Here is a 20043-nt window from a genome sequence, read left to right as displayed (position 1 = left end):
CCATGCTCGAGCGCCTATACGTTATGCTGATGAAGGAGTTCATCGAACTCAAGCGTGATCGTTGGGCGATTTTCCGGCTGGTCGTCCCGCTGGTCCTCCAAGTGGTCATCTATGGATATGCCGCAACGTTTACCGTCAATCATGTGGCGACCGCCGTACTCGATCTGGATCGAAGCCAGGCGAGCCGCAATCTCATCTCCCATTTCGCGGCTGCGGGGCGTTTTGACATCGTCGACCGCACGGACGATGAACGCAGGATCACCCATGATATCGACACGGATCAAGCAACCGTCGCGGTTTTGATCCATCCCGGATTCGAGCAGGACCTGAACAATGGACGCTCCGCAGCTCTTGAAGTCGTGGTGGACGGCACCAATTCCAACACGGCACTGATCGCAGCCGGCTATGTCAGTCAGATCGTTGCCCAGTTTGAAGCAGAAAATTCCACAGACGACAGGCGCCCGGACACCCAAGTGGCACCTCGCACGGTCACCGTGTCGCTGCAAGAGCGCCCCTGGTTCAACGAGAGCCTGGACGATCGCTGGTTCTTCATTCCCGGCGTTATCGGCACGTTGACATTGATGCAGGTGATGAGCCTCACGGCGTTTGCGATCGTGCGTGAACGCGAAGTGGGAACACTCGAACAGGTCATGGTCAGCCCCATTCGCCCCTTCGAATTCATCCTGGGCAAAACCTTGCCGTTTTTCCTGATCGGCCTCGGCGACATCGCTCTCGTGGCGACGATCGGGGTGCTCTGGTTTCGCGTGCCATTTGTCGGAAGTCCCTGGATCATGCTTCTGGGCGCCTGTCTCTTCCTCTTGGCAGCACTCGGCCTCGGCCTTCTGTTGTCGGCTTTTTCGCGGACGCAACAGCAGGCCTTCGCGTTGAATTTCTTTCTGCTCAATCCATTGTTCATTCTTTCAGGATTTGCATTTCCGATCTCAGCCATGCCGAAAGTCCTGCAATGGCTGACCATCATCAATCCGCTGCGCTATTTCCTGGTCGTCATCCGCGCCGTGTTCCTCAAAGGAGCCGGTATCGATGTTCTCTGGCCCGATTTCGCCGCGATGGCAATCCTCGGAACTGGAATGCTGACACTGAGTGTGATGCGGTTTCGCAAGTCGCTCGATTAGCGCCCGCTTCGACCTATTCGGCGTTTTCTCCCGCGCGACGTCTCTGAACGGGAAGACGTCGAACACTATGAACCGCGAGTTTTGATGAGCGTCAATGAAGCGATGGGGATGGACCGGCTAACGTCAGTTACACTCAAGGGGTCAATTGACATGAACGCTCCGCTTAAAGATCGGGCTTCCGCAAGCCAAGATACAACGACGTCGACCTCGCCCTATTGGTCGAAGGCCGAAGACCTCCTGCTGCACGATCTCGGCTCACAGGCAAGGGGTCTTTCGCCCGAGGAGGCAGCGTCCCGGTTAAGGAACTACGGCCCGAACACCGTCGTCGCTACGACGCACACGAATGCGCTTCATATTCTGGCACGGCAATTTCTGAATCCCCTCGTTCTCATTCTTATCTTCGCCGCGACGGTATCTTCGCTGGTCGGGGAGATGCATGATGCCATCATCATAAGCCTCATCGTCCTTGCGAGCTGTCTGCTCGGCTTTTCTCAAGAGTACGGAGCGACGAAGGCGTTGGAGGCGCTGAAGAAAAGCATTTCGTTGTCCGCAACAGTTGTAAGGGGCGGAATAGAATCCCTCGTGCCGGCAAACACCATCGTCCCCGGTGACATCATCAAGCTTGCAGCTGGCAGTCTTGTTCCGGCCGATGGTGTGATCCTTTCGTCGCGTGACTTGAACGTCAGCGAGGCCACCCTGACGGGCGAGACCTTCCCGGTCGGCAAGCTTGCCGGTGTCTGTCCACCCGACGCTCCGATCGCCGCCAGGTCCAATTGCGTTTTCACCGGCACGTCGGTTCGCAGCGGCACGGCAACCGTCGTCGCTGTCGAAACAGGTGGACGCACCGAGTACGCGACCATCGCCGGCGCAATCGCGAAACAGATACCCGAAACGGATTTTTCACGAGGTATACGTCGCTTCGGCTATTTGATGACGCGCATCATGTTGGTGATCGTCATTACCGTCTTTGTTGCCAACCTGCTCCTGCACCGGCCGCTGATCGACTCACTGCTATTTTCTCTGGCGTTGGCTGTCGGGCTGACTCCTGAGCTTCTGCCTGCGATTATCAGCATGACGCTCGCCCGCGGCGCGCGCGCCATGGCTGCCGGCGGCGTCATCATTCGTCGGCTCGACGCCATTGAAAATCTTGGGAGCATGAACCTTCTGTGCACCGACAAGACCGGCACGCTGACGGAAGGCATCATAAAACTCGACGATTGCGTCGATCCGGGCGGCAAGCGCTCGCAGCAGGTCCATTTACTCGCCGTTTTGAACGCATCGCTGCAGGCCGGCCTCAAAAACCCGCTCGACGATGCCATACTGGCATCCGGCGAAATTGGCGCAGATCTGAAAGCCTTTGTGAAGAAAGACGAGATTCCATACGATTTCATGCGCAAACGCCTATCGGTCATCGTCAACAGCGCCGGCCAGGATACGATGATGGTCTGCAAAGGTGCCGTCGCCAATATCCTTTCCGTCTGTACCTCCGTCAGGACAGGCGATGCTGTCGAGCCTCTCGATGACCGGTCGCGTGCGGCCGTCGACGCGCTTTATCGCAAATGGGGCGAGGATGGCATTCGCGTGATCGCAATCGCCACTCGGCGCTTCGCTCAAGACAAGGGATCTTATGACGTTGGCGACGAGCGCGAGCTCTGCCTCGAGGGCTTTCTCCTGTTTCTTGATCCGCCGAAGGCAGGCATCAAGGATGCGCTGGCAGGACTGAAACATCGCGGCATCGGTATCAAGATCATATCCGGCGACAATCGCTACATCGTCAAACACCTGGCCGACACGATCGGGCTGAGAACGAAACATGTTTTGACCGGCGGAGAGCTGGCATCGATGAGCAGCGATGCATTGTTCGCCCGTGCGCCCAAAACAGATCTGTTTGTCGAGATTGATCCCAACCAGAAAGAGCGCATTATCAAAGCGTTGCGGCGTTCCGGTCATGTGGTCGGTTATATGGGTGACGGTATCAACGACGCTCCAGCCCTCCACGACGCCGACGTCGGCATTTCTGTCGACGGCGCGGTCGATGTCGCCCGGGAGGCTGCTGATCTCGTGCTGTTGCAACAGGACCTCAACGTGCTGATCCGCGGCGTGGACGACGGTCGGCGAACCTTCGCCAACACCATGAAATACATATCGATCGCGACGAGCGCGAACTTCGGCAACATGATCAGCATGGCGATCGCCTCTCTATTCCTCCCGTTCCTGCCGCTGCTCGCCAAACAGATCTTGCTCAACAACCTGCTTGCGGACATTCCATCTATGGCAATCGCCACGGATAGGGTCGATCGACAGCAAGTGCAGCGTCCGAGGCGATGGGACATTCGTGGCATCCAACGATTTATGATCTTCTTTGGCCCGGTCAGCTCGTTGTTCGATTTCGTGACGTTCGGATTTCTGTTGTTTGTCGTGCACGTGACAACCAGTCAGTTCCGCACGGCCTGGTTTGTCGAATCACTCATTACGCAGCTCGTGACCATGCTGATCGTTCGCACGACCATGGCGGCATGGAAGGACAGGCCTGGTCCCCTACTCCTTTGGTCGACTGCGCTTATCACGCTCATCGCCCTCGTGTTGCCCTATTTTTCGCTGGTCGCGAGCATATTCGATTTCACACCGCTCCCCATTCCGTTGATGGGAGGGCTGATCGCGATCTCGGCACTCTACGCGGCGACGCTTGAGCTGGTGAAACGAATTTATTTCCGCCGGGGATGATGGTGTCGGCAGTATGGTAAAGCCCATTTTCATATCCGGTCAGCTTGCCCTGGGCACCAATACCGCTGCACCGACAAGACGCCCGGCGCGCAGATCGGCGAGCGCCTCATTGGCCCTCTCGAGTGGATAGGCCGTGGTGTGGGTTCGCACGCCGGCGCTCTGGGCAATCGGAAAAAACTCAGCTGCGTCCGCGCGTGTCAAATTGGCGACCGAGACAAGCTCGCGTTCCCCCCATAGAACAGCGTAGGGCATGGACGGTATGTCGCTCATGTGAATTCCGCCGCACACGACTACCCCGCCCTTGCGAATAGCCTTGAGCGCTGTCGGCACCAGATCGCCTGCGGGTGCAAAGATGATGGCTGCGTCGAGCAGAATTGGAGCGTTCTCTTCCGACGAGCCGGCCCATACCGCGCCCAGCTCCAGCGCGAACTGTTGCGCTGCATGGTCGCCGCTGCGCGTAAACGCATAGACGTCACGCCCCTGCCAGATGCAGATCTGGGTCAGGATATGCGCGGCGGCACCAAAGCCGAAGAGACCGATGCTCTTGCCATTGCCGGCCTTCTTGAGCGAACGCCAGCCAATCAATCCGGCACACAGAAGTGGCGCGAGCGATACCGGATTGGCGTCCGCATCGAGATCGAACGCAAAGGCTGCGTCGGCCACAACATGCGTCGCGAAACCGCCGTCGCGGGTGTAGCCGGTGAATTGCGGCCGGTCACATAGGTTCTCAGCCTTCATTTGACAGAAAGAACATGTTCCGCATGTGTGGCCAAGCCAGGGAACGCCGACGCGGCGACCAAGTTTGGCGCTTTCGATGCCGGAGCCCACAGCATCGACAATACCCACGATCTCATGACCCGGTACGAGCGGAAGCTTTGGATTGTCGAGGTCACCGTCTACAACATGAAGATCAGTACGACAGACGGCGCAGGCCTCAACCTTGATCCTCAGCTCGCCTGGGCCAGGCCTTGGATTATCACGTTCGACAAATTCCAGCGGTTTCCCGATTTGTCGAAGAACCATCGCTTTCATGGCTGAAGCCCATCCAAATTGGGGCTCGTTTCGAAGCTCAATGTCGGAAGAAGAAGCCGAGAAACGGCGCGTCCATCTGCGTTTCAAGCAACCTTTTCCGCCACTGGATCACTCCGGCGAGCAGTTTGATCTACCACCCTTCTCCTCCCACACAAATGCTGCCTCGGCTTTGACCCGGATCAACGCGCGCATAGCAAGAACGTGAAAACGTCCAAAGACAGGCCAAATTGTATGGCACGCCAGGAGGGCATCGGTGCAAAAGCTATTGCTGATCATATTGATCGTCATGATTGCCACGATCATCGGCATTCTATGGGTGGAGCCGATCGCCGGCACCGGGCGACAGGCGGCGCTTGAGAAATCGGCAACGCAATGACCATCCTGAAAAAATTTCGAGGTTCGAAGGCGGCGACATCGCGCCAGATCCCGAAAGAAATAGTTCTGCCCCGGACGCTCTACGGTTTCGTCTTTCGAGTATCGGGATGGCATCAGCTTGCCGTCGCAATGCTGTCCATCGTGCTCTTTACGGCAGGAACCATACCGCTGGAGATACAGCGACGCATCGTGAATGCAGCAACAGAGAATGGTTCCTATAGAACGATCGCTATTCTAGTGCTGATATACGTCCTTTTGGCTCTGATCGAGGGAGCCGTGAAACTTGGGCTCAATATCTACAGCAGTTGGATCGGAGAAGCGGCCGTCCGATGGCTCCGTCTCCAAGTATTCGAGGCATCACAAACATCGTTGACGGACGGCACCATGATGGCCAGCGAAGGTGTCCAGCTCTCCATCATCCTGGCCGAAGCCGAGCCTGTCGGTGGCTTCGTTGGCACGAGTGTCTCAGAGCCTTTGTTGCAGATCGGCATATTAACAGCTGTTTGCGGCTATCTGGTTTATCTGCAGCCACTCATGACGATCATCGTCGTCACGATTTTTCTTCCGCAAAGTGGCTTCGTCCCGATCATGCAGGCAGCGATCAACCGGCGCGTCGGGAAAAGGATCGGCATCATGCGCAACGTCAGCGAGGATATCGTCCAAATGGGGCAAGCAATTGACACAAACGGCCTTCAGGCGTCGCGTATCGGAGGTGTCTTCCGCATCAACATGAGCATCTACAAAATCAAGTTCACGATGAATTTCATGATGAACCTGATGACCCAGATGGGTTACGCAGGAATCTTCGCGATGGGCGGGTATTTCGTGGTCAGCGGGAAGACCGAAATCGGGACTGTCGTCGCTTTCATATCCGGTCTGTCGAAAATAAACGACCCATGGGGCGATCTCGTCAACTGGTATCGCGATCTGCGTGTGACACAGGTGAAGTACGGCCTCATATACAATTCCGCTCAGGTTGGCACCGCTATAGCGGGCGAATTACCAGGCTCTACCCCATTTCCAGCGGCTCGCTCCTGAGACTTGAAAATGGCTCGTTGCCTCCGCAGGTGATCTCGGACACCGGGATCAGGATATTGCGGAAAGTGGCAAACCTGTATCTGGATTGATCGGTCGAGCAGCCGTGCTGCAAACTGCACTTCTCGCCGATGTTGATCGGGGATCTCGCGTCCGACCAGTTATGTCGGAGACAACTGCCGCAACCGCGAAGCGAACGTGTTCGCGTGGATATTGAGAGAAAAATCGATGATGCACAGCGACAGCGTGCCTGAGGAGGTCCCCGATATCGATAGGGACCGTATTCCCCGCCTGTGTGTCTTAGAAATTCGGCCGATGGCTGTGAAAATTGCAGTGCCCGATGTGGATGACCTGAAGATCGATAGGGCGTCAGGCTTCGTCAGAAGCCTGGGCTCGGGCATTCAGCCACGGCAAACGAGCTGTCACATCGTTGGAAGGAATGGCCGACAGATGGAGCACCCGACGAGTTCGCAGATTTTGCGTATTCGAGGGAGACCCATCTGGTGGACGGAAGTTCGAAGTCTCGGATAGGCTCCTGGCCAATCTCGGCGCACGGGGGCGCCGACGCTTGACCACAATAATCGGGCTACGTATTGACATTATCCAATCCCTTGAATGTCGTCAGAAGTCAAAAGCCATTACCCTTTGTCGGGGGAATATAGGGATCCGGGTAGCCGAGCTTAGGCTTGGCAGCACCGTTACCCGTATTGGTCGACGACTGTTGGCTCGGTTCTTTTGGTTTGTCGGAGCCGCTGGATTGGTACGCGTAAGCACCGAACATAGCACCTGCTATCACGGCGATCAGCAAAGCCGCACGCATGTTCTTCTCCTTGTCACGAATCTATCGTCCTGAAGTCACAGCAAACAATGAGATTTCCGCTGAGCATTCGTCATTAATTGATAGGCGATCTTGGAACTTGGGGCCTTGATATACATCAACAGGCCAAAGTTCGGCGTCGTTGGGTGAAGCGAGTAAGCCTCGTGTGCGCAAAGCCTCGTCATTCGATGACCGAAATATACAGGATCCGCTCTTCTGCAGCGGCGCGGATGAGAGCTTCCCTGACCGCTTCCGGGGGGATGACGTCATGCAAGGCATCTAGGCATGCCCTTATCGCCACGACATATTCCTCGCCATCGTCGGTTGGCCAGTCCGAGATCAAAGTTACCGCCGCATCCCAAACGGTTTTGACGACCCTGCATTTCTCACCGGAGCGCACGACAAGCCTCAGCGCGGGAAACTGATGCGATGTATGCCATTTCATAGCGCATGGTCTCCACAGCGCGATAACATCAGCAACCACGCAAGGGCGGGCAAATCCCAGCGGAATGGTTGCACATGTCATGCTTAGCAAGGCGCTTGAACGGACACTTTGACATGTCTCAATGAGGTGCGAGGCCGGCGATAGCATTCAGATCGGCGACGGATGGCCCGCATTGACTGAACACAAGATTGTTGAGGCACGGTGATCCTGTCGACATCCGTACTTGCTGTTGTCTGGCAGCGTATCGCCACCTCGTCTGAGGTCAAACCATATGTCTTGAGATCGAGGGCCGTGAATGGTCACAACACACGCCATCAAGCCTACGCTTGAGCGATCGAACGGCCAATGCGACGACGCAGTCCAGCATCTGAATAGGTTGGATATTTATTGTCTCGGCGCCGGGGGAATCCGATCGATGTGAACGGAGCATTTTGCATGGTGGACAATGTGATCGACCGTCGATCCAAAGACATGATCGAGAATGTCGGGCTCGTGAGCGGCCACGACAATCAGATCGGCCTTCACGTCGGCGGCAATCGCCAGGACCGCATCGGCGGCACGGCCGGTGGAAACATGGACAGGCGCCGGCATTGGAAGCTTCCTGCAAAGCTGCGAGAGCTTTTCTTCCGCCTCGCTGATGATAGAGACAGCCCGATCATCCGGTCCTTGCATGCCAAGAGACGGAAAACGCTCGACGGAGTGAGCGAGATGCAGGGTGCCATCGGCATCGAGAAGCGCGTGGGCGGTACGCAGGAGATGCTCGGCCCTCTCCTTCGATCCAGGACCAATGGCACAGACGATTGTCTTATACATGCCCCCACCTCTCAAAAGAGATCCTTACCGCCCGTGCCGACAAATTCGGTTCGAAATCCTCGCGCGCGCGCCTGCTTCAGAAACCGGTCCGCACTCAGTATGTCTACCTTGAAGCTGCCGCCCAGAGATTGGCCCAAAGGATAGCACAGTTCGTCGCGAACCCACGCTTGGGCGCAAGGCGACAGGACCGCAATCTCCCATTCGTCGCTGTCTGCTCGGTCGAGGCGAAAGTCGCAGTCCTGGTGGTGCGGGAGGGGATATCCTGCACCTGCAAGCAGAGCTTCCCCCGTTCGTGTGCAATCCGTGCTCATGTTTTTGCATCCTCTCTTAATGTCGAACGCGGATCAGCTGATGGACAGCTGATCATCGAGCGTGTGGACGCCGGGAGCCGACCATGCGGCACGTTCCGCCGCACGACGCTCGGACAAGGTCCTGACGTTGCCCTTCAAGGTGACTTTGCCACTGGAAACATCGACCTGGATTGCCTGGGCCTCTAATTCCGCGTCGCGTTCCAGCGCATTTTCAATGCGCCTCTTGACGTCGTCGGCGCTGATGCCAGGAACGACATCTATGAGATTGGAGACGCCGACGACTCCGGCGAGATCCCTGACAGCGGCAGTGGCAGCATTCTTTTGGTACTGCCATTCCACCTTGCCGGTAAGCGTGACGACGCCCTTGCATACGCGGATCTGCACCATTTGCTTTGGAATGGAGATATTCCAGTCCACCATTTTGACAGCGCGACGGGCAATGTCGTCGTCATCGGTGCGCCTTGGACCCAAGATCCGAACGTCCATTTCCTGGGCTATGGCGCGGACGCCTTTGACGCGTCTCACGGCCTTCTCGGCAGCATCCTTTTCCGCATATGTGCCAACATGTCCGGTGAGAGTGACGATGCCGTCGCGTGCGACGACACCAATATCGGCCGCATCCACTCTCGGCTCGAATTCCAGTTCATCCAGAATATTCTGTCTGAGAGCGATGTCGTCCATGGCCACCTCCTTAAAACTCTATTGACTGAAGAAGCATAGGGCCGCGCGAGGATCGCTTCATTGATCAAGGTCAACCAGCCGTGACACGCGAAAGGCGATCAAAAAAGAAGTTCGATACTTGGCAGAGAGGCGGCGACACACGAACGACTGCCGCCTTCGGTGAAATTGCGATGTCGGGGAGCCGGCCACATTGCGACGGATCAATGTCTGTTCCGAGGAATCCGGTTTCAATGAGCCGATTGGTTGAGCCGCATATCGGCTACAGGCAGCACCGGAGCAAAACATGCCATTCGTCGGAGTGATCAGCATTCTCGCATCCTCGCTTAAGATCGAAGGGGCATTGTTGTTGCTGATCGCAGCATCTGGGCTTCTCGCAGGCTTGACCCTTCTATCGATCGACAGTGTTGCGCTTGCCTCTCTTATCTGGACTTTCGCTACCTTGCCGATCCTGGCTACATTGTTGCTGCAGGCTTTCCGTTCCTTGCGCCGCGGCGATTTTGGGCTCGATATCTTGGCCGCTCTATCGATGGCATTCGCGCTCTTCTTTGGTGAGTATCTGGCCGCCAATGTCGTAGCCCTGATGTATGCGGGCGGACAGATGTTGGAAGGATATGCATCCGGCCGCGCAGCTCGTGAAATGGCGGCCCTTGTCGGACGAGTGGCACGAACTGCATTTCGTTATTCTGGCGACCAATTGGAACTGATCCAGATCGAGGCGATCGGCGCAGGCGATCGCATCATGATTCGCCAAGGAGAAGTTCTGCCCGTTGATGGCATTCTCCTGTCTCCCCGAGCTGTCCTCGATGAGTCAGCGTTGACGGGCGAGGCGCTGCCGGTGGATCATCTGACCGGCGAAGAGGTTCTAAGCGGGAGCGCATCGATAGGTCCTGTGTTTACCCTCAAGGCACTGCGCCCCGCGTCTGAGAGCACCTACGCTGCGGTCGTGCGCCTCGTCGAGACGGCGCGGAACAGCAAAGCGCCCATGACACGCCTTGCCGACCGCTACGGCCTGGTGTTTCTGCTCATGGCGGTGACGATAGCGTCGTCGTCTTGGCTGTTGTCCGACGATCCGCGGCGCGCCTTGGCGGTACTGGTCATAGCGACGCCATGTCCGCTTATCCTGGCGGTCCCGGTCGCGCTTATGTCGGGCATCTCGCGCTGCGCCTCGATCGGCTGCCTGGTAAAAGACGGTGGCGCTCTTGAAGCTCTCAGCCGAGTGCGGGTTGCCGTGCTCGACAAGACCGGCACGCTCACACACGGTAAGGCACAAATCGTGGCCATTCGCTGTAGCGACTGGATCGACAAGCACGAGTTGTTGCGTCTTGCCGCTTCGGTTGATCAAGCCTCGAGTCATGTCATGGCGGCCGCGCTAATTGCAGAAGCGCAGGCGCGCCATCTGACACTCTCGCCGCCGACCAACGTCGAAGAGATCGGTGGAACCGGGCTTGAAGGAACGGTCGATGGACGCCGAGTTGTGGTCGGCGGCGACCGGTTTGTGAAAAGTCGAAGCTCTGAGCGCCCATCCTACACCGTTGAAGGTCATCATCGCGCCGGCGAGGTTGTTGTGACGGTCGCGATCGACGGTATGGTCGCAGGAAGTATCATCATGGCCGATCCGGTGCGTGCGGAAGCGGTGGGCGTTCTGCAGCGATTGCGCAGCGCTGGAATCGAGAAAATCATTCTTGCTTCCGGCGATCGTTTGGATGTTGCCTCGCATGTCGGCAGCATACTTGGCATTGAACGGGTGCTCGGCGAACAGACGCCCGCTTCGAAAGTTGACGCCGTCGTTGCCGCGAGAAGCTTCGGCCCGGTTATGATGGTGGGGGATGGCGTCAACGATGCTCCGGCGCTGGCGGCCGCGGACGTGGGTGTTGCCTTAGGCGCACGTGGAGCAGCAGCGTCTTCGGAGGCGGCATCCGTCGTCCTGCTCGTGGATCGGCTCGATCCTCTGGCAAATGCGCTGGTCATCGCACGCCGGACCGTTACGATCGCGCGCGAAAGCGTCATGGTGGGGCTTGGTCTCTCGGTCGCCGGCATGATCGCCGCAGCGTTTGGATATCTGCCGCCGCTGCATGGGGCTCTGCTGCAGGAAGCCATCGACGTCGCGGTCATCTTGAATGCGTTGCGCGTTTTGGGACTATCGTCTGAATTGGAGGATGGTTCATCCAGGCACCGCAGGAATGCCGAGGCAAGACCAGCCTCCAATACACAGTTGTCCTAAGAGATAAATCGCCTGACTAACACTTTCGCGTGGCCGGAAAGATTCCTTGCATCATTGATACCGATCAATGATGCCGCAACGATTGTTGACAAACTGTTTCATGCAAACAACCCATGAAGGAACAAGTCAATGCTCAGAGCCAAGCGCGATAGCCTCGGCGGTGCAGCCTCTAGGGCCATCCCCTCCCTCGGCGATGTAGTAGGTCGCATGATGATCCTCGAACTCATCGCGCTGACGGCGCTCACTCGGCTGATACGCCTTCATGACGCCGGCGAGAGAGGCGATCTCATGAAAGCGATGCGGCACGCCATCGATCGAAAATGCCATGATGCCAGATTGTGCGGAACCGACACTGAGTCTGCCGAGAAATATGCGGAAGGTTTGCTGGCTTGCGCACAAGAACAAGCGATCGATCTGGAGAAAACCCGAAAACATGCCTGCTGATCGCTCGGAAGATCGAGCGGCTCGGGGAACGCCTGATGTTCATTTCGCCGCGCTACAGCTTCCGTAAGCACGACTGTAACAGGAATATCCATAGCAACCAGGGATGAGAGCAATGCAAGCGAAGGACATCATGACACGGAACGTCATCACGGCACCGCCGACAATGAACGTTCGAAATGCGGCATTGCTGATGCGCGCCAATGATATCAGCGGCTTGCCGATAATAGATGACGATGGCAAGGTGTGTGGCATGCTGACTGAAGGGGATCTCATGCGACGCTTTGGCAATAATTGCGCGTCGGCTGTGAATGGCACCCTGAAACGTGACGATCAGCATGGTTTGAACACTTATATTCAAATGTACGGCTGGTCGGTCGGCGAGGCCATGAGCCACGACGTTATAAGCGTCGCCCCGGATACCGATGTCGGGCGGATTGGCGGCCTGATGTTATCTCACAAGATAAAACGAGTTCCGGTCATCAGTGACCATCGCCTTGTCGGTATCGTCAGTCGGAGCGATCTGCTCAACCTGATCATTGACGCGCCTGTTCAAAATATCGCCATTGGTGACGATGCCGTGAGGCTCGCCATCAGAACCCGGTTGGTAACGGATCTGGGGATTGGGAGCGACAGGGTCGACGTCACCGTTAAAGACGGACAGGTGGAGGTGCGCGGAAACCTCGATTCCGATATCCAACGTCAGGCGATCCGGATACTTGTGGAGAACATTCGAGGTGTCGGCGGATATGTTGATCGGACAATACTCTCCCCTTCGAACGTTGTCAGCTTCTCAGCCACCCCCGACGATGGCCGATGACACAGGAACTCACCACTGTTCAACAAACCTCGTGGCGTTCGCGCATATCGGGTCGGCTGGCTCGTCTGCGCGAGCACCCGCTCGCCAGCGTCGGGCCGGGTCTCATTACCGGCGTTGCCGACGATGACCCGAGCGGCATCGCGACTTACTCCCAGGCAGGCGCGCAGTTTGGCCTGAACATGCTTTGGACCATGCCGGTGTCGTTTCCGATGATGGCTGTCGTCCAGGCGACTTGCGCGCGGATCGGGCGTGTGACTGGGCGGGGCTTGGCGGCAAACATAAAGGAAACCTTCCCGCCCTTCGTGCTCTATGTCGTGGTGTTCTCGCTTCTGATCGCCAATATTCTGAATATTGCCGCGGATGTTGCGGCCATGGGTGAAGTCGCGGAGTTGGTCACAGGCTTCAACCGGCATCTGATGACGATGCTCTTCGTCTTCGGGACGCTCGCGCTTCAGGTCTTCATTCCATACCACCGCTATGTCGCGTTCCTGAAGTGGCTGACAGTTTCGCTCCTGGCCTATGCGGCCGTCCTTTTCACCGTCCATATTGACTGGCAGCAGGTCGCCTTGAGAACCATCTGGCCGACCATCACCCCGACACCAGCCTACGCCGCTGTGGTCGTCGGCGTCTTCGGGACCACAATCAGCCCCTATCTTTTCTTCTGGCAAGCATCTGAGGAGGTGGAGGATATGAACGCGCAGTCCGATGCGACGGCGTTGTCCAAAGACAATGCGTCAGCCCCCAAAGAGCTCCGACGGATTGGCTGGGATACCTGGAGCGGCATGCTCTACTCCAACCTCACGGCTTTTTTCATCATACTGGCAACCGCCGTGACGCTGAATGTCGCCGGCATCACGCAGATCGACACCGCCGCGCAAGCGGCAAGTGCGTTGCGGCCACTGGCCGGACCGTTTGCCGCTCTTATCTTCGCGCTCGGAATTTTAGGTGTCGGCCTCATCGGCGTGCCTGTTCTCGCAGGTTCCGCCGGTTATGCACTTGCAGAGGCCATGGGTTGGAAATTCGGACTGGAGCGCACTCCTAACGATGCCCGAGGCTTTTACGGTGTGATCGCCATAAGTGTGCTGTTGGCTCTGGTCATACAGTATTCGCCGATCAATCCGATGAGCGCACTGTTCTGGAGCGCCGTCATAAATGGGCTGCTGGCGGTTCCCCTGATTGCCGTCATTCTGTTGTTGGCGGCAAACCCAAAGGTCATGGGTCCATACACGATAGGGATATTGGCAGCATGCATCGGCTGGGCCACGGTCGCATTGATGGCGGTCGCAGCCGTAATGATGTTCGTCTCATAGCGGCCGCCCCGCCATTCTCCCGCTGTGGTCATTTGAAGTTGCCGCACTGCTTTCAAGCAAGCGTTCGGCTGTCGCGCAAACAAAGCTTGCCAATGACCTCAACTAATCCTGCTCATTTGATGTCGATCAAAGCATAGCCATCCTGCACGCCATAACTTTCTCGGCATGGAACATGCCACCCCTATCGGCAACCACAAGCCAAATCATCGCCCGGAGACGACCATGCTCATTCAAGAAATCATGAACGCGCCAGCTATCACCGTAAGCCCCAAGACATCTGTCGTGGACGCGGCCACGATTATGCTCGATCGTCACGTCAGCGGTCTTCCGGTCGTCGATGCCGGCGGACAGCTTGTCGGCATTGTCAGCGAAGGCGATTTCCTTCGCCGCGGGGAATTGCAGACGGAGCGCAAGCGATCCTGGCTGCTCGAGTTTCTGACCAGCCCCGGCAAGCTTGCTGATGAGTATGTGCTTTCGCATGGCCGTAGCGTCGGAGAAGTGATGACGTCGGACGTTGTCACTATTGCCCCCAAAGCCGCGCTCACCGATGCCGTCGATCTGATGGAGAAGCATGGGATCAAGCGATTGCCCGTCGTCGTACAAGGCAAAGTGATCGGCATCGTCTGCCGATCGGATCTGTTACGGGCATTGGCCAACATGCTGCCAAAGGAGAAGGCGCAGGCCAGCGACGATCAGATCGCCGAGGCGGTCATTGCGGAACTGTCGCATCAGAGTTGGAGCCAGAATGGCTTCATAAAGGTGAGCGTTCAGAACGGCGTTGTCGAACTATCCGGTAGCATCTTCGACGAACGAGAACGACTGGCTGCCAAGGTTGCGGCGGAGAACGTGCCAGGCGTCAAGTCTGTTACCGATCAGATCGCATGGATCGACCCCTATCTTGGCGTTGCAATGCCGGCGCCGACTGAAACAGTCTGAACCGTGCAATCTCTATCGGCGTAAGGGAGGACGGCGGGGCGGGTGGCGATCGATTGGCTCGAACCCCCTCCCGACCGTTTAGTCGCTATTCGGGCGCCTTGTGCAACCAGAACCTATTTGTTCGTGACGACTGGGATCTTGCGAAAATGGTGGGCGCGCGTGGCAAGGCCTATGTCTCCCATAATTCTCGAGGTTGACCTAAGTCAAAGCGAGGTCCGCTCAGGCAAACTAGAAAACGTCAAGACCAATACGCAAACGGCCTGGACCGACGCATGAGTGACATCACATTCGCCAAAGCTTTCGAACGAAATGCCCGGTCTTCTGAACCGGCGGAAGGCAAGGCAGCGATGGCAATCACCGCGATGCCTCCGCCTTTCGTCCAATCCTTCATTCCTCATTTCGGACTTGTCGAGGAGCTGAACAAACCCATGGTTTCGCTCAGCCGGAGGCGCACGAACCACACCCACCGACAAGGGGTAAGGTGATGACCAGCGCTTTCTTCGACCTAGGAGCAATACCCGAAGCCGGACAAGAGCCTGATACCGAGGTCGCCAAAGTCTCGACCCGATCGGGATCTACGGAGGTCCCATCGCGAAGGATAGTTCCCGCCAAGCTATCGCTGGCTGCGCTCGTGCAGACCCTGTCAGCCCTTCTCTGGATTCCCCAGGCTGCCTCGCTTGCCAGCGGGATAGGTGTGATCGCCGACAGACATAGCATACCCGCCATGGCGATACCGGCCCTGCTCATCTTTCTTCTTGGCGCACTCCGCGCTGGGCTGGATGCGTTCGGCGGACGTTTGGCCTTTAAAGCAGCGCGCACCGAACTAACCCTTCGGCGCAACATTGCGGCGACAGCCCTTGCCGCCCGCTCACCATTGGACAGTAACCGTGCCGCATCCGGATTTGCCGCCAGTCTCATCGCCGAGCAGGCCGAAACCATCGTGCCCTACCTTGCCCGCTTCCGTCCCGCAAAGCTGAAGGCGAGTGCGGTACCACTTGTCATTCTTATCTGCGTTGCACCGGTTTCCTGGATAGCCGCATTTATTCTGCTCTTTACGGCGCCTTTGATCCCGGTGTTCATGGCCCTGATCGGTTGGCGCGCCAAGGCGGCGAGCGAGAAACAACTGACTGAGACCGGCGGGCTCAATGCCTTCCTGCTCGACCGGCTGCGCGGGCTTGCCACCATTCGCGCACTCGGCGCAGTCGACCGTACCGCCTTGCGGCTGCGGGCCGATGCCGAACAGCTCAGAATAAGAACCATGGCGGTGCTCAAAATTGCCTTTCTATCCTCCGCGGTACTGGAGCTTTTCGCCGCGCTGGGCGTTGCCGCAGTGGCCGTATATGTCGGCTTCAGCCTGCTCGGCGCGATCGATGTCGGCACATGGTCCGGCCGGTTGAGCCTGACCCACGGCCTATTCATTCTCTTGCTGGCTCCGAGCTTCTTCGAGCCGTTGCGCGAACTGTCGGCAGTCTGGCACGACCGGGCGGCGGGAGAAGCGGCGCTGGAGGCGCTCGACGCACTGTCAGGTACTGGTATGGTTATGTCGGGCTGGCGCGACGAGAAGGCGATGGAAACCGGCCGAGATCGTCCATTGCCGACAATCAACATTCGTGGCCTTTGTTTCCGGCATCGTCCCGACCTTGCGCCTGTTTTTGATGATCTCAGCCTTGCAATCGCAGCTGGCGAACACGTGGCGCTCCTGGGAGCAAGCGGTGCGGGCAAGACAACGATGCTGTCGTTGATCGCGGGTCTGGCCCCTCCACAGAGCGGTACGATCCATGTCGGCGCAGAGCGGCTTGATGACACGTCCGCCGCGACACTGCGCGCCCGGATGGCCTGGATCGGGCAACGACCGCATATTTTTGCCGGCACGATGAACAGCAACGTCACGCTCGGCCGCCCCGAAGTCACTCCATATGACGTACAACAAGCAATCGATCTTGCCTCTCTCCGGCGGATCGCAATTCAGCGTGGCGGGGCGCCGATCGGCGAAGGTGGGGCGGGGCTGTCCGGAGGCGAGGCCCTACGGCTGGCGATTGCCCGCGCTGCCGCGACCCCGCATGCCGACATCATCCTCGCGGACGAGCCGACCGCTCATCTCGACGCAGAAACCGCGCGCGATGTCACCGACGCATTGTTGGCCGTTGCGCATGGACGGACGCTTGTTGTTGCCACCCATGATCCGGCTCTGGCCGCAAGAATGGACCGGATCATCCATATTGACGCATCGGCCCGGGAGAAAGCGGCATGACATCGACATTCTCCGCCCTCTATCCCGTCTTTCGCCTTTTCCTGGCAGCGCGCGGGCGCGCATTGCTGCTCGGCGCACTCTTGTCAGCCCTGACCGTGTTCGCCGGCATCGCACTGCTCGGGCTCTCGGGCTGGTTTATCACGGCGGCTTCGCTCGCTGGCCTCACGGCGACAGCCATCACCTTCGACGTCTTTGCTCCATCGGCGGGCATCAGGCTGCTGGCGATCCTTCGCACCGCTGCGCGCTATGGCGAACGGCTGACCACCCATGACGCGACGCTCGGCGTCCTTGCCGCGCTGCGCGAAAATCTTTTTCGCGGCTGGGCGGCACCCAATGCGGCAACGATGTTGATGCGCAGGCCAGCCAAGCTGCTTTTTCGGCTGACGGCGGATATCGATGCGCTCGATTCCCTCTATTTGCGTGTCCTGGTGCCGGCCGCTGTCGCTATCGTCTCGGGCCTGGCGGTCAGCATCGCGCTGATGCTTCTGTCGGTTCCGTTCGGTCTGCTCGCTGGCCTGTGGTTGCTCGCTGCCGGTCTCTGCATTCCAATCATTGCGGGACGCTTGGCACTGAAACCGGCGCGGCGGCGCGCACATGCGATCGAGGCGCTGCGCTCGCGCGCGGTCGATCTCGTCGCCGGACAGACCGAACTCGTCATGGCCGGGAGATTGCAGGCCCAATGCTCAGCGATCGCCGCCGCCGATCGCCGCCTGCGCGAGGCAGACGACAGACTGAACCGGATCGAAAGCGGAGTAACAGCGGGGTTTGGCCTCGCCTCCGCAGCGCTGCTGTCCGGCAGTTTGCTGATAGTCACCTCGCTGGCCGAACGCGGCATTATCGGTGCACCGGTTGCCGCACTCGGCCTGCTGATTGCCCTCGCGGCGCTCGAACCCTTTGCAGCACTGCGCCGTGGGGCGCTGGAACTCGGCCGTACCGTGCTTGCCGCCCGCCGCCTTTCACCTCGCCTAGTACAGACTGCTCACCCCCCTGCACATCTGATGCCGCCAGAAGGCCTGGCCGTCCGGGTCTCCGGTGTCTCCGCCCGATATGACGGAGCGGCGATGGCTTCGCTTGAGGATATCACGCTTTCTCTGGCATTGGGCGAGCATCTCGCGGTGATCGGCCCGAGCGGAGCCGGAAAATCAACCCTGTTTGCCATTCTCGCCGGCGAACTCGCCACCGTAAGAGGCACGGTCGAAACCGCAACGGCCGCGATGCTGACCCAGCGCACGGAGCTGTTCCAAGACAGTCTGCGAGATAACTTGCGTCTTGCTGCCCCGGATGCAAACGACCAGATGCTCTACACCGCGCTTGCGGATGCCGGCCTCCTTGAAGACGTATTGGCTCTGCGGAAAGGCATCGACACGCCCCTCGGTGAAGGCGGCCTTGGTCTGTCCGGCGGACAATCCCGTCGCCTGGCGCTTGCCCGTCTGTTCCTGCGCGGCGCCAAACTGTGGCTGCTCGATGAGCCGACCGAAGGTCTCGACCGCGAAACCGGACGGGATGTAATGCGGCGCCTTGCCAGTCACGGTTGCGGCCGGTCGCTCGTAATCGCCACCCATATTCGCCGTGAAGCAGAGATCGCCGACCGGATCGTCGTTCTCGACAAGGGCCGCATCGTCGCGACCGCGCGGCGAGGAGAAACCAAATTCGACGCAGCGCTCGCCCGGCTGAGGCAGGACTGAGACGTCTGATCGATCAATCATAACCGAGGCCGTTCGAGGCCAAGGTGCATCAACCACCCTTTGAGGCGTTGGAGAAAGACTATGGACCTTGATATCGTGGCGCTATCGCGTCTGCAGTTTGCCATGACGGCGCTGTATCACTTCTTGTTCGTGCCGCTGACACTCGGCCTGTCCGTGCTGCTTGCCATCATGGAAACGACTTATGTCATGACCGGGCGGCAGATCTGGCGGCAGATGACGAAGTTCTGGGGGACGCTGTTCGGCATCAATTTCGTGCTCGGTGTCGCCACAGGCATCGTGATGGAATTCCAGTTCGGCATGAACTGGAGTTACTACAGCTATTATGTCGGCGATATTTTCGGGGCACCGCTGGCGATCGAAGGCCTGATGGCTTTCTTCCTGGAGGCGACCTTTGTCGGCCTGTTCTTCTTCGGCTGGGACAAGCTGTCGAAGGTCGGCCATCTGGTGGCCACCTGGGCTGTCGCGCTCGGCTCGAACTTCTCGGCACTGTGGATCCTGATCGCCAATGGCTGGATGCAGAACCCTGTTGGGTCGGCGCTCAATCCGCAGACCATGCGCATGGAGATCACCAGCTTCTTCGATGTCGTCTTCAATCCGGTCGCCCAGGCGAAATTCGTCCACACCGTTTCGGCAGGCTACGTCTGTGCCTCGGTCTTCGTGCTTGGCGTCTCCGCCTGGTACATGCTGAAAGGCCGGCATATCGAGATCGCCAAGCGCTCGATGACGGTCGCAGCATCCTTCGGTCTCGCCTCGGCACTGTCGGTCGTCGTGCTTGGCGACGAAAGCGGTTATCTGACGACCGAACATCAGAAGATGAAGCTCGCGGCGATCGAGGGCATGTGGACGACCGAGCCGGCGCCGGCTGCCTTCACCGCCTTCGGTTTTCCGGACCAGGAGGCGCGCGAGACCCATTATGCCGTGCATATTCCCTGGGTCATGGGCCTGATCGGCACGCGGTCGCTGACGACGGAGATCTCCGGCATCGACACGCT

General features: G+C 58.4%; 17 protein-coding genes. 12 read left to right on the top strand and 5 right to left on the bottom strand.

Annotated elements, in window-relative coordinates; translation table 11 throughout:
- Nucleotides 1-2: 2 nt before the first annotated feature.
- Both FHT28_RS25060 and mgtA read left to right on the top strand, forming a co-directional pair.
- Complete coding sequence (locus FHT28_RS25060; RefSeq protein ID WP_047562077.1) at nucleotides 3-1133, top strand: ABC transporter permease; 1131 nt, start codon at nucleotides 3-5, stop codon at nucleotides 1131-1133.
- Between the two features lie 150 nt (nucleotides 1134-1283).
- A complete protein-coding gene (gene mgtA / locus FHT28_RS25055; protein WP_052212681.1) occupies nucleotides 1284-3857 on the top strand; it encodes a magnesium-translocating P-type ATPase in 2574 nt (857 codons plus the stop codon).
- A gap of 39 nt (nucleotides 3858-3896) precedes the next feature.
- Here the strand turns inward: mgtA and FHT28_RS25050 are convergent, their stop codons facing one another.
- A complete protein-coding gene (locus FHT28_RS25050) occupies nucleotides 3897-4889 on the bottom strand; it encodes a zinc-dependent alcohol dehydrogenase family protein (protein WP_168597624.1) in 993 nt (330 codons plus the stop codon).
- A gap of 253 nt (nucleotides 4890-5142) precedes the next feature.
- Here FHT28_RS25050 and FHT28_RS36720 point away from each other — a divergent pair, with 253 nt between their 5' ends.
- On the top strand, nucleotides 5143-5265 hold the full coding sequence (locus tag FHT28_RS36720; RefSeq protein WP_280518139.1) for a hypothetical protein: 123 nt from the start codon (nucleotides 5143-5145) through the stop codon (nucleotides 5263-5265).
- 128 nt (nucleotides 5266-5393) lie between these two features.
- On the top strand, nucleotides 5394-6302 hold the full coding sequence (locus FHT28_RS25045) for an ABC transporter transmembrane domain-containing protein (RefSeq protein WP_348645013.1): 909 nt from the start codon (nucleotides 5394-5396) through the stop codon (nucleotides 6300-6302).
- A gap of 625 nt (nucleotides 6303-6927) precedes the next feature.
- Here the strand turns inward: FHT28_RS25045 and FHT28_RS25040 are convergent.
- The 4 genes from FHT28_RS25040 to FHT28_RS25025 form a co-directional block, all read right to left on the bottom strand.
- Complete coding sequence (locus tag FHT28_RS25040; protein ID WP_037201044.1) at nucleotides 6928-7119, bottom strand: hypothetical protein; 192 nt, start codon at nucleotides 7117-7119, stop codon at nucleotides 6928-6930.
- Between the two features lie 178 nt (nucleotides 7120-7297).
- Nucleotides 7298-7561, bottom strand: coding sequence for a DUF982 domain-containing protein (locus FHT28_RS25035; RefSeq protein ID WP_037201041.1), 264 nt, complete (start codon nucleotides 7559-7561; stop codon nucleotides 7298-7300).
- Between the two features lie 384 nt (nucleotides 7562-7945).
- A complete protein-coding gene (locus tag FHT28_RS25030; RefSeq protein ID WP_037201039.1) occupies nucleotides 7946-8374 on the bottom strand; it encodes a universal stress protein in 429 nt (142 codons plus the stop codon).
- A gap of 344 nt (nucleotides 8375-8718) precedes the next feature.
- Entirely contained in the window at nucleotides 8719-9366 is a 648-nt protein-coding gene (locus FHT28_RS25025) for a BON domain-containing protein (protein ID WP_168597623.1), read from the bottom strand.
- A gap of 283 nt (nucleotides 9367-9649) precedes the next feature.
- Here FHT28_RS25025 and FHT28_RS25020 point away from each other — a divergent pair, with 283 nt between their 5' ends.
- The 8 genes from FHT28_RS25020 to FHT28_RS24985 form a co-directional block, all read left to right on the top strand.
- Nucleotides 9650-11587: a heavy metal translocating P-type ATPase gene (locus FHT28_RS25020; RefSeq protein WP_168597622.1), complete on the top strand. Its 1938-nt coding sequence runs from the start codon at nucleotides 9650-9652 to the stop codon at nucleotides 11585-11587.
- Between the two features lie 129 nt (nucleotides 11588-11716).
- Nucleotides 11717-12031 carry a hypothetical protein gene (locus FHT28_RS25015; RefSeq protein WP_168597621.1) on the top strand — a complete coding sequence of 105 codons (315 nt, stop codon included), beginning with the start codon at nucleotides 11717-11719 and terminating at the stop codon, nucleotides 12029-12031.
- 112 nt (nucleotides 12032-12143) lie between these two features.
- A complete protein-coding gene (locus tag FHT28_RS25010) occupies nucleotides 12144-12848 on the top strand; it encodes a CBS domain-containing protein (protein WP_047562093.1) in 705 nt (234 codons plus the stop codon).
- On the top strand, nucleotides 12845-14158 hold the full coding sequence (locus tag FHT28_RS25005; RefSeq protein WP_210255860.1) for a divalent metal cation transporter: 1314 nt from the start codon (nucleotides 12845-12847) through the stop codon (nucleotides 14156-14158). Before FHT28_RS25010 ends, FHT28_RS25005 begins: the two co-directional genes overlap by 4 nt.
- Before the next feature lie 222 nt (nucleotides 14159-14380).
- The gene (locus tag FHT28_RS25000; protein WP_047562117.1) at nucleotides 14381-15094 is read left to right on the top strand and encodes a CBS domain-containing protein; all 714 of its coding nucleotides are present in this window, start codon (nucleotides 14381-14383) and stop codon (nucleotides 15092-15094) included.
- 484 nt (nucleotides 15095-15578) lie between these two features.
- Nucleotides 15579-17345 carry a thiol reductant ABC exporter subunit CydD gene (gene cydD, locus FHT28_RS24995; RefSeq protein ID WP_168597620.1) on the top strand — a complete coding sequence of 589 codons (1767 nt, stop codon included), beginning with the start codon at nucleotides 15579-15581 and terminating at the stop codon, nucleotides 17343-17345.
- A complete protein-coding gene (cydC, locus tag FHT28_RS24990; RefSeq protein ID WP_168597619.1) occupies nucleotides 17342-19030 on the top strand; it encodes a thiol reductant ABC exporter subunit CydC in 1689 nt (562 codons plus the stop codon). Before cydD ends, cydC begins: the two co-directional genes overlap by 4 nt.
- 81 nt (nucleotides 19031-19111) lie before the next feature.
- Nucleotides 19112-20043: cytochrome ubiquinol oxidase subunit I (locus FHT28_RS24985; protein WP_210255859.1), on the top strand; the 932-nt coding region annotated here is incomplete at its 3' end.

The organism is Rhizobium sp. SG570 (assembly GCF_012275345.1).
GTDB classification, from domain to species: Bacteria; Pseudomonadota; Alphaproteobacteria; order Rhizobiales; family Rhizobiaceae; genus Rhizobium; species Rhizobium lusitanum.
Note: the sequence above shows the minus strand (reverse complement) of the source record. Positions and strands in the feature narration are given on the sequence as shown.

Excerpts from the sequence above, each read along its gene's own strand:
- FHT28_RS25060 (WP_047562077.1), top strand. The coding sequence starts at position 3 with ATGCTCGAGCGCCTATACGTTATGCTGATGAAGGAGTTCATCGAACTC.
- mgtA (WP_052212681.1), top strand. The coding sequence starts at position 1,284 with ATGAACGCTCCGCTTAAAGATCGGGCTTCCGCAAGCCAAGATACAACG.
- FHT28_RS25050 (WP_168597624.1), bottom strand. The coding sequence starts at position 4,889 with ATGAAAGCGATGGTTCTTCGACAAATCGGGAAACCGCTGGAATTTGTC.
- FHT28_RS25045 (WP_348645013.1), top strand. The coding sequence starts at position 5,394 with ATGCTGTCCATCGTGCTCTTTACGGCAGGAACCATACCGCTGGAGATA.
- FHT28_RS25040 (WP_037201044.1), bottom strand. The coding sequence starts at position 7,119 with ATGCGTGCGGCTTTGCTGATCGCCGTGATAGCAGGTGCTATGTTCGGT.
- FHT28_RS25035 (WP_037201041.1), bottom strand. The coding sequence starts at position 7,561 with ATGAAATGGCATACATCGCATCAGTTTCCCGCGCTGAGGCTTGTCGTG.
- FHT28_RS25030 (WP_037201039.1), bottom strand. The coding sequence starts at position 8,374 with ATGTATAAGACAATCGTCTGTGCCATTGGTCCTGGATCGAAGGAGAGG.
- FHT28_RS25025 (WP_168597623.1), bottom strand. The coding sequence starts at position 9,366 with ATGGACGACATCGCTCTCAGACAGAATATTCTGGATGAACTGGAATTC.
- FHT28_RS25020 (WP_168597622.1), top strand. The coding sequence starts at position 9,650 with ATGCCATTCGTCGGAGTGATCAGCATTCTCGCATCCTCGCTTAAGATC.
- FHT28_RS25015 (WP_168597621.1), top strand. The coding sequence starts at position 11,717 with ATGCTCAGAGCCAAGCGCGATAGCCTCGGCGGTGCAGCCTCTAGGGCC.
- FHT28_RS25010 (WP_047562093.1), top strand. The coding sequence starts at position 12,144 with ATGCAAGCGAAGGACATCATGACACGGAACGTCATCACGGCACCGCCG.
- FHT28_RS25005 (WP_210255860.1), top strand. The coding sequence starts at position 12,845 with ATGACACAGGAACTCACCACTGTTCAACAAACCTCGTGGCGTTCGCGC.
- FHT28_RS25000 (WP_047562117.1), top strand. The coding sequence starts at position 14,381 with ATGCTCATTCAAGAAATCATGAACGCGCCAGCTATCACCGTAAGCCCC.
- cydD (WP_168597620.1), top strand. The coding sequence starts at position 15,579 with ATGACCAGCGCTTTCTTCGACCTAGGAGCAATACCCGAAGCCGGACAA.
- cydC (WP_168597619.1), top strand. The coding sequence starts at position 17,342 with ATGACATCGACATTCTCCGCCCTCTATCCCGTCTTTCGCCTTTTCCTG.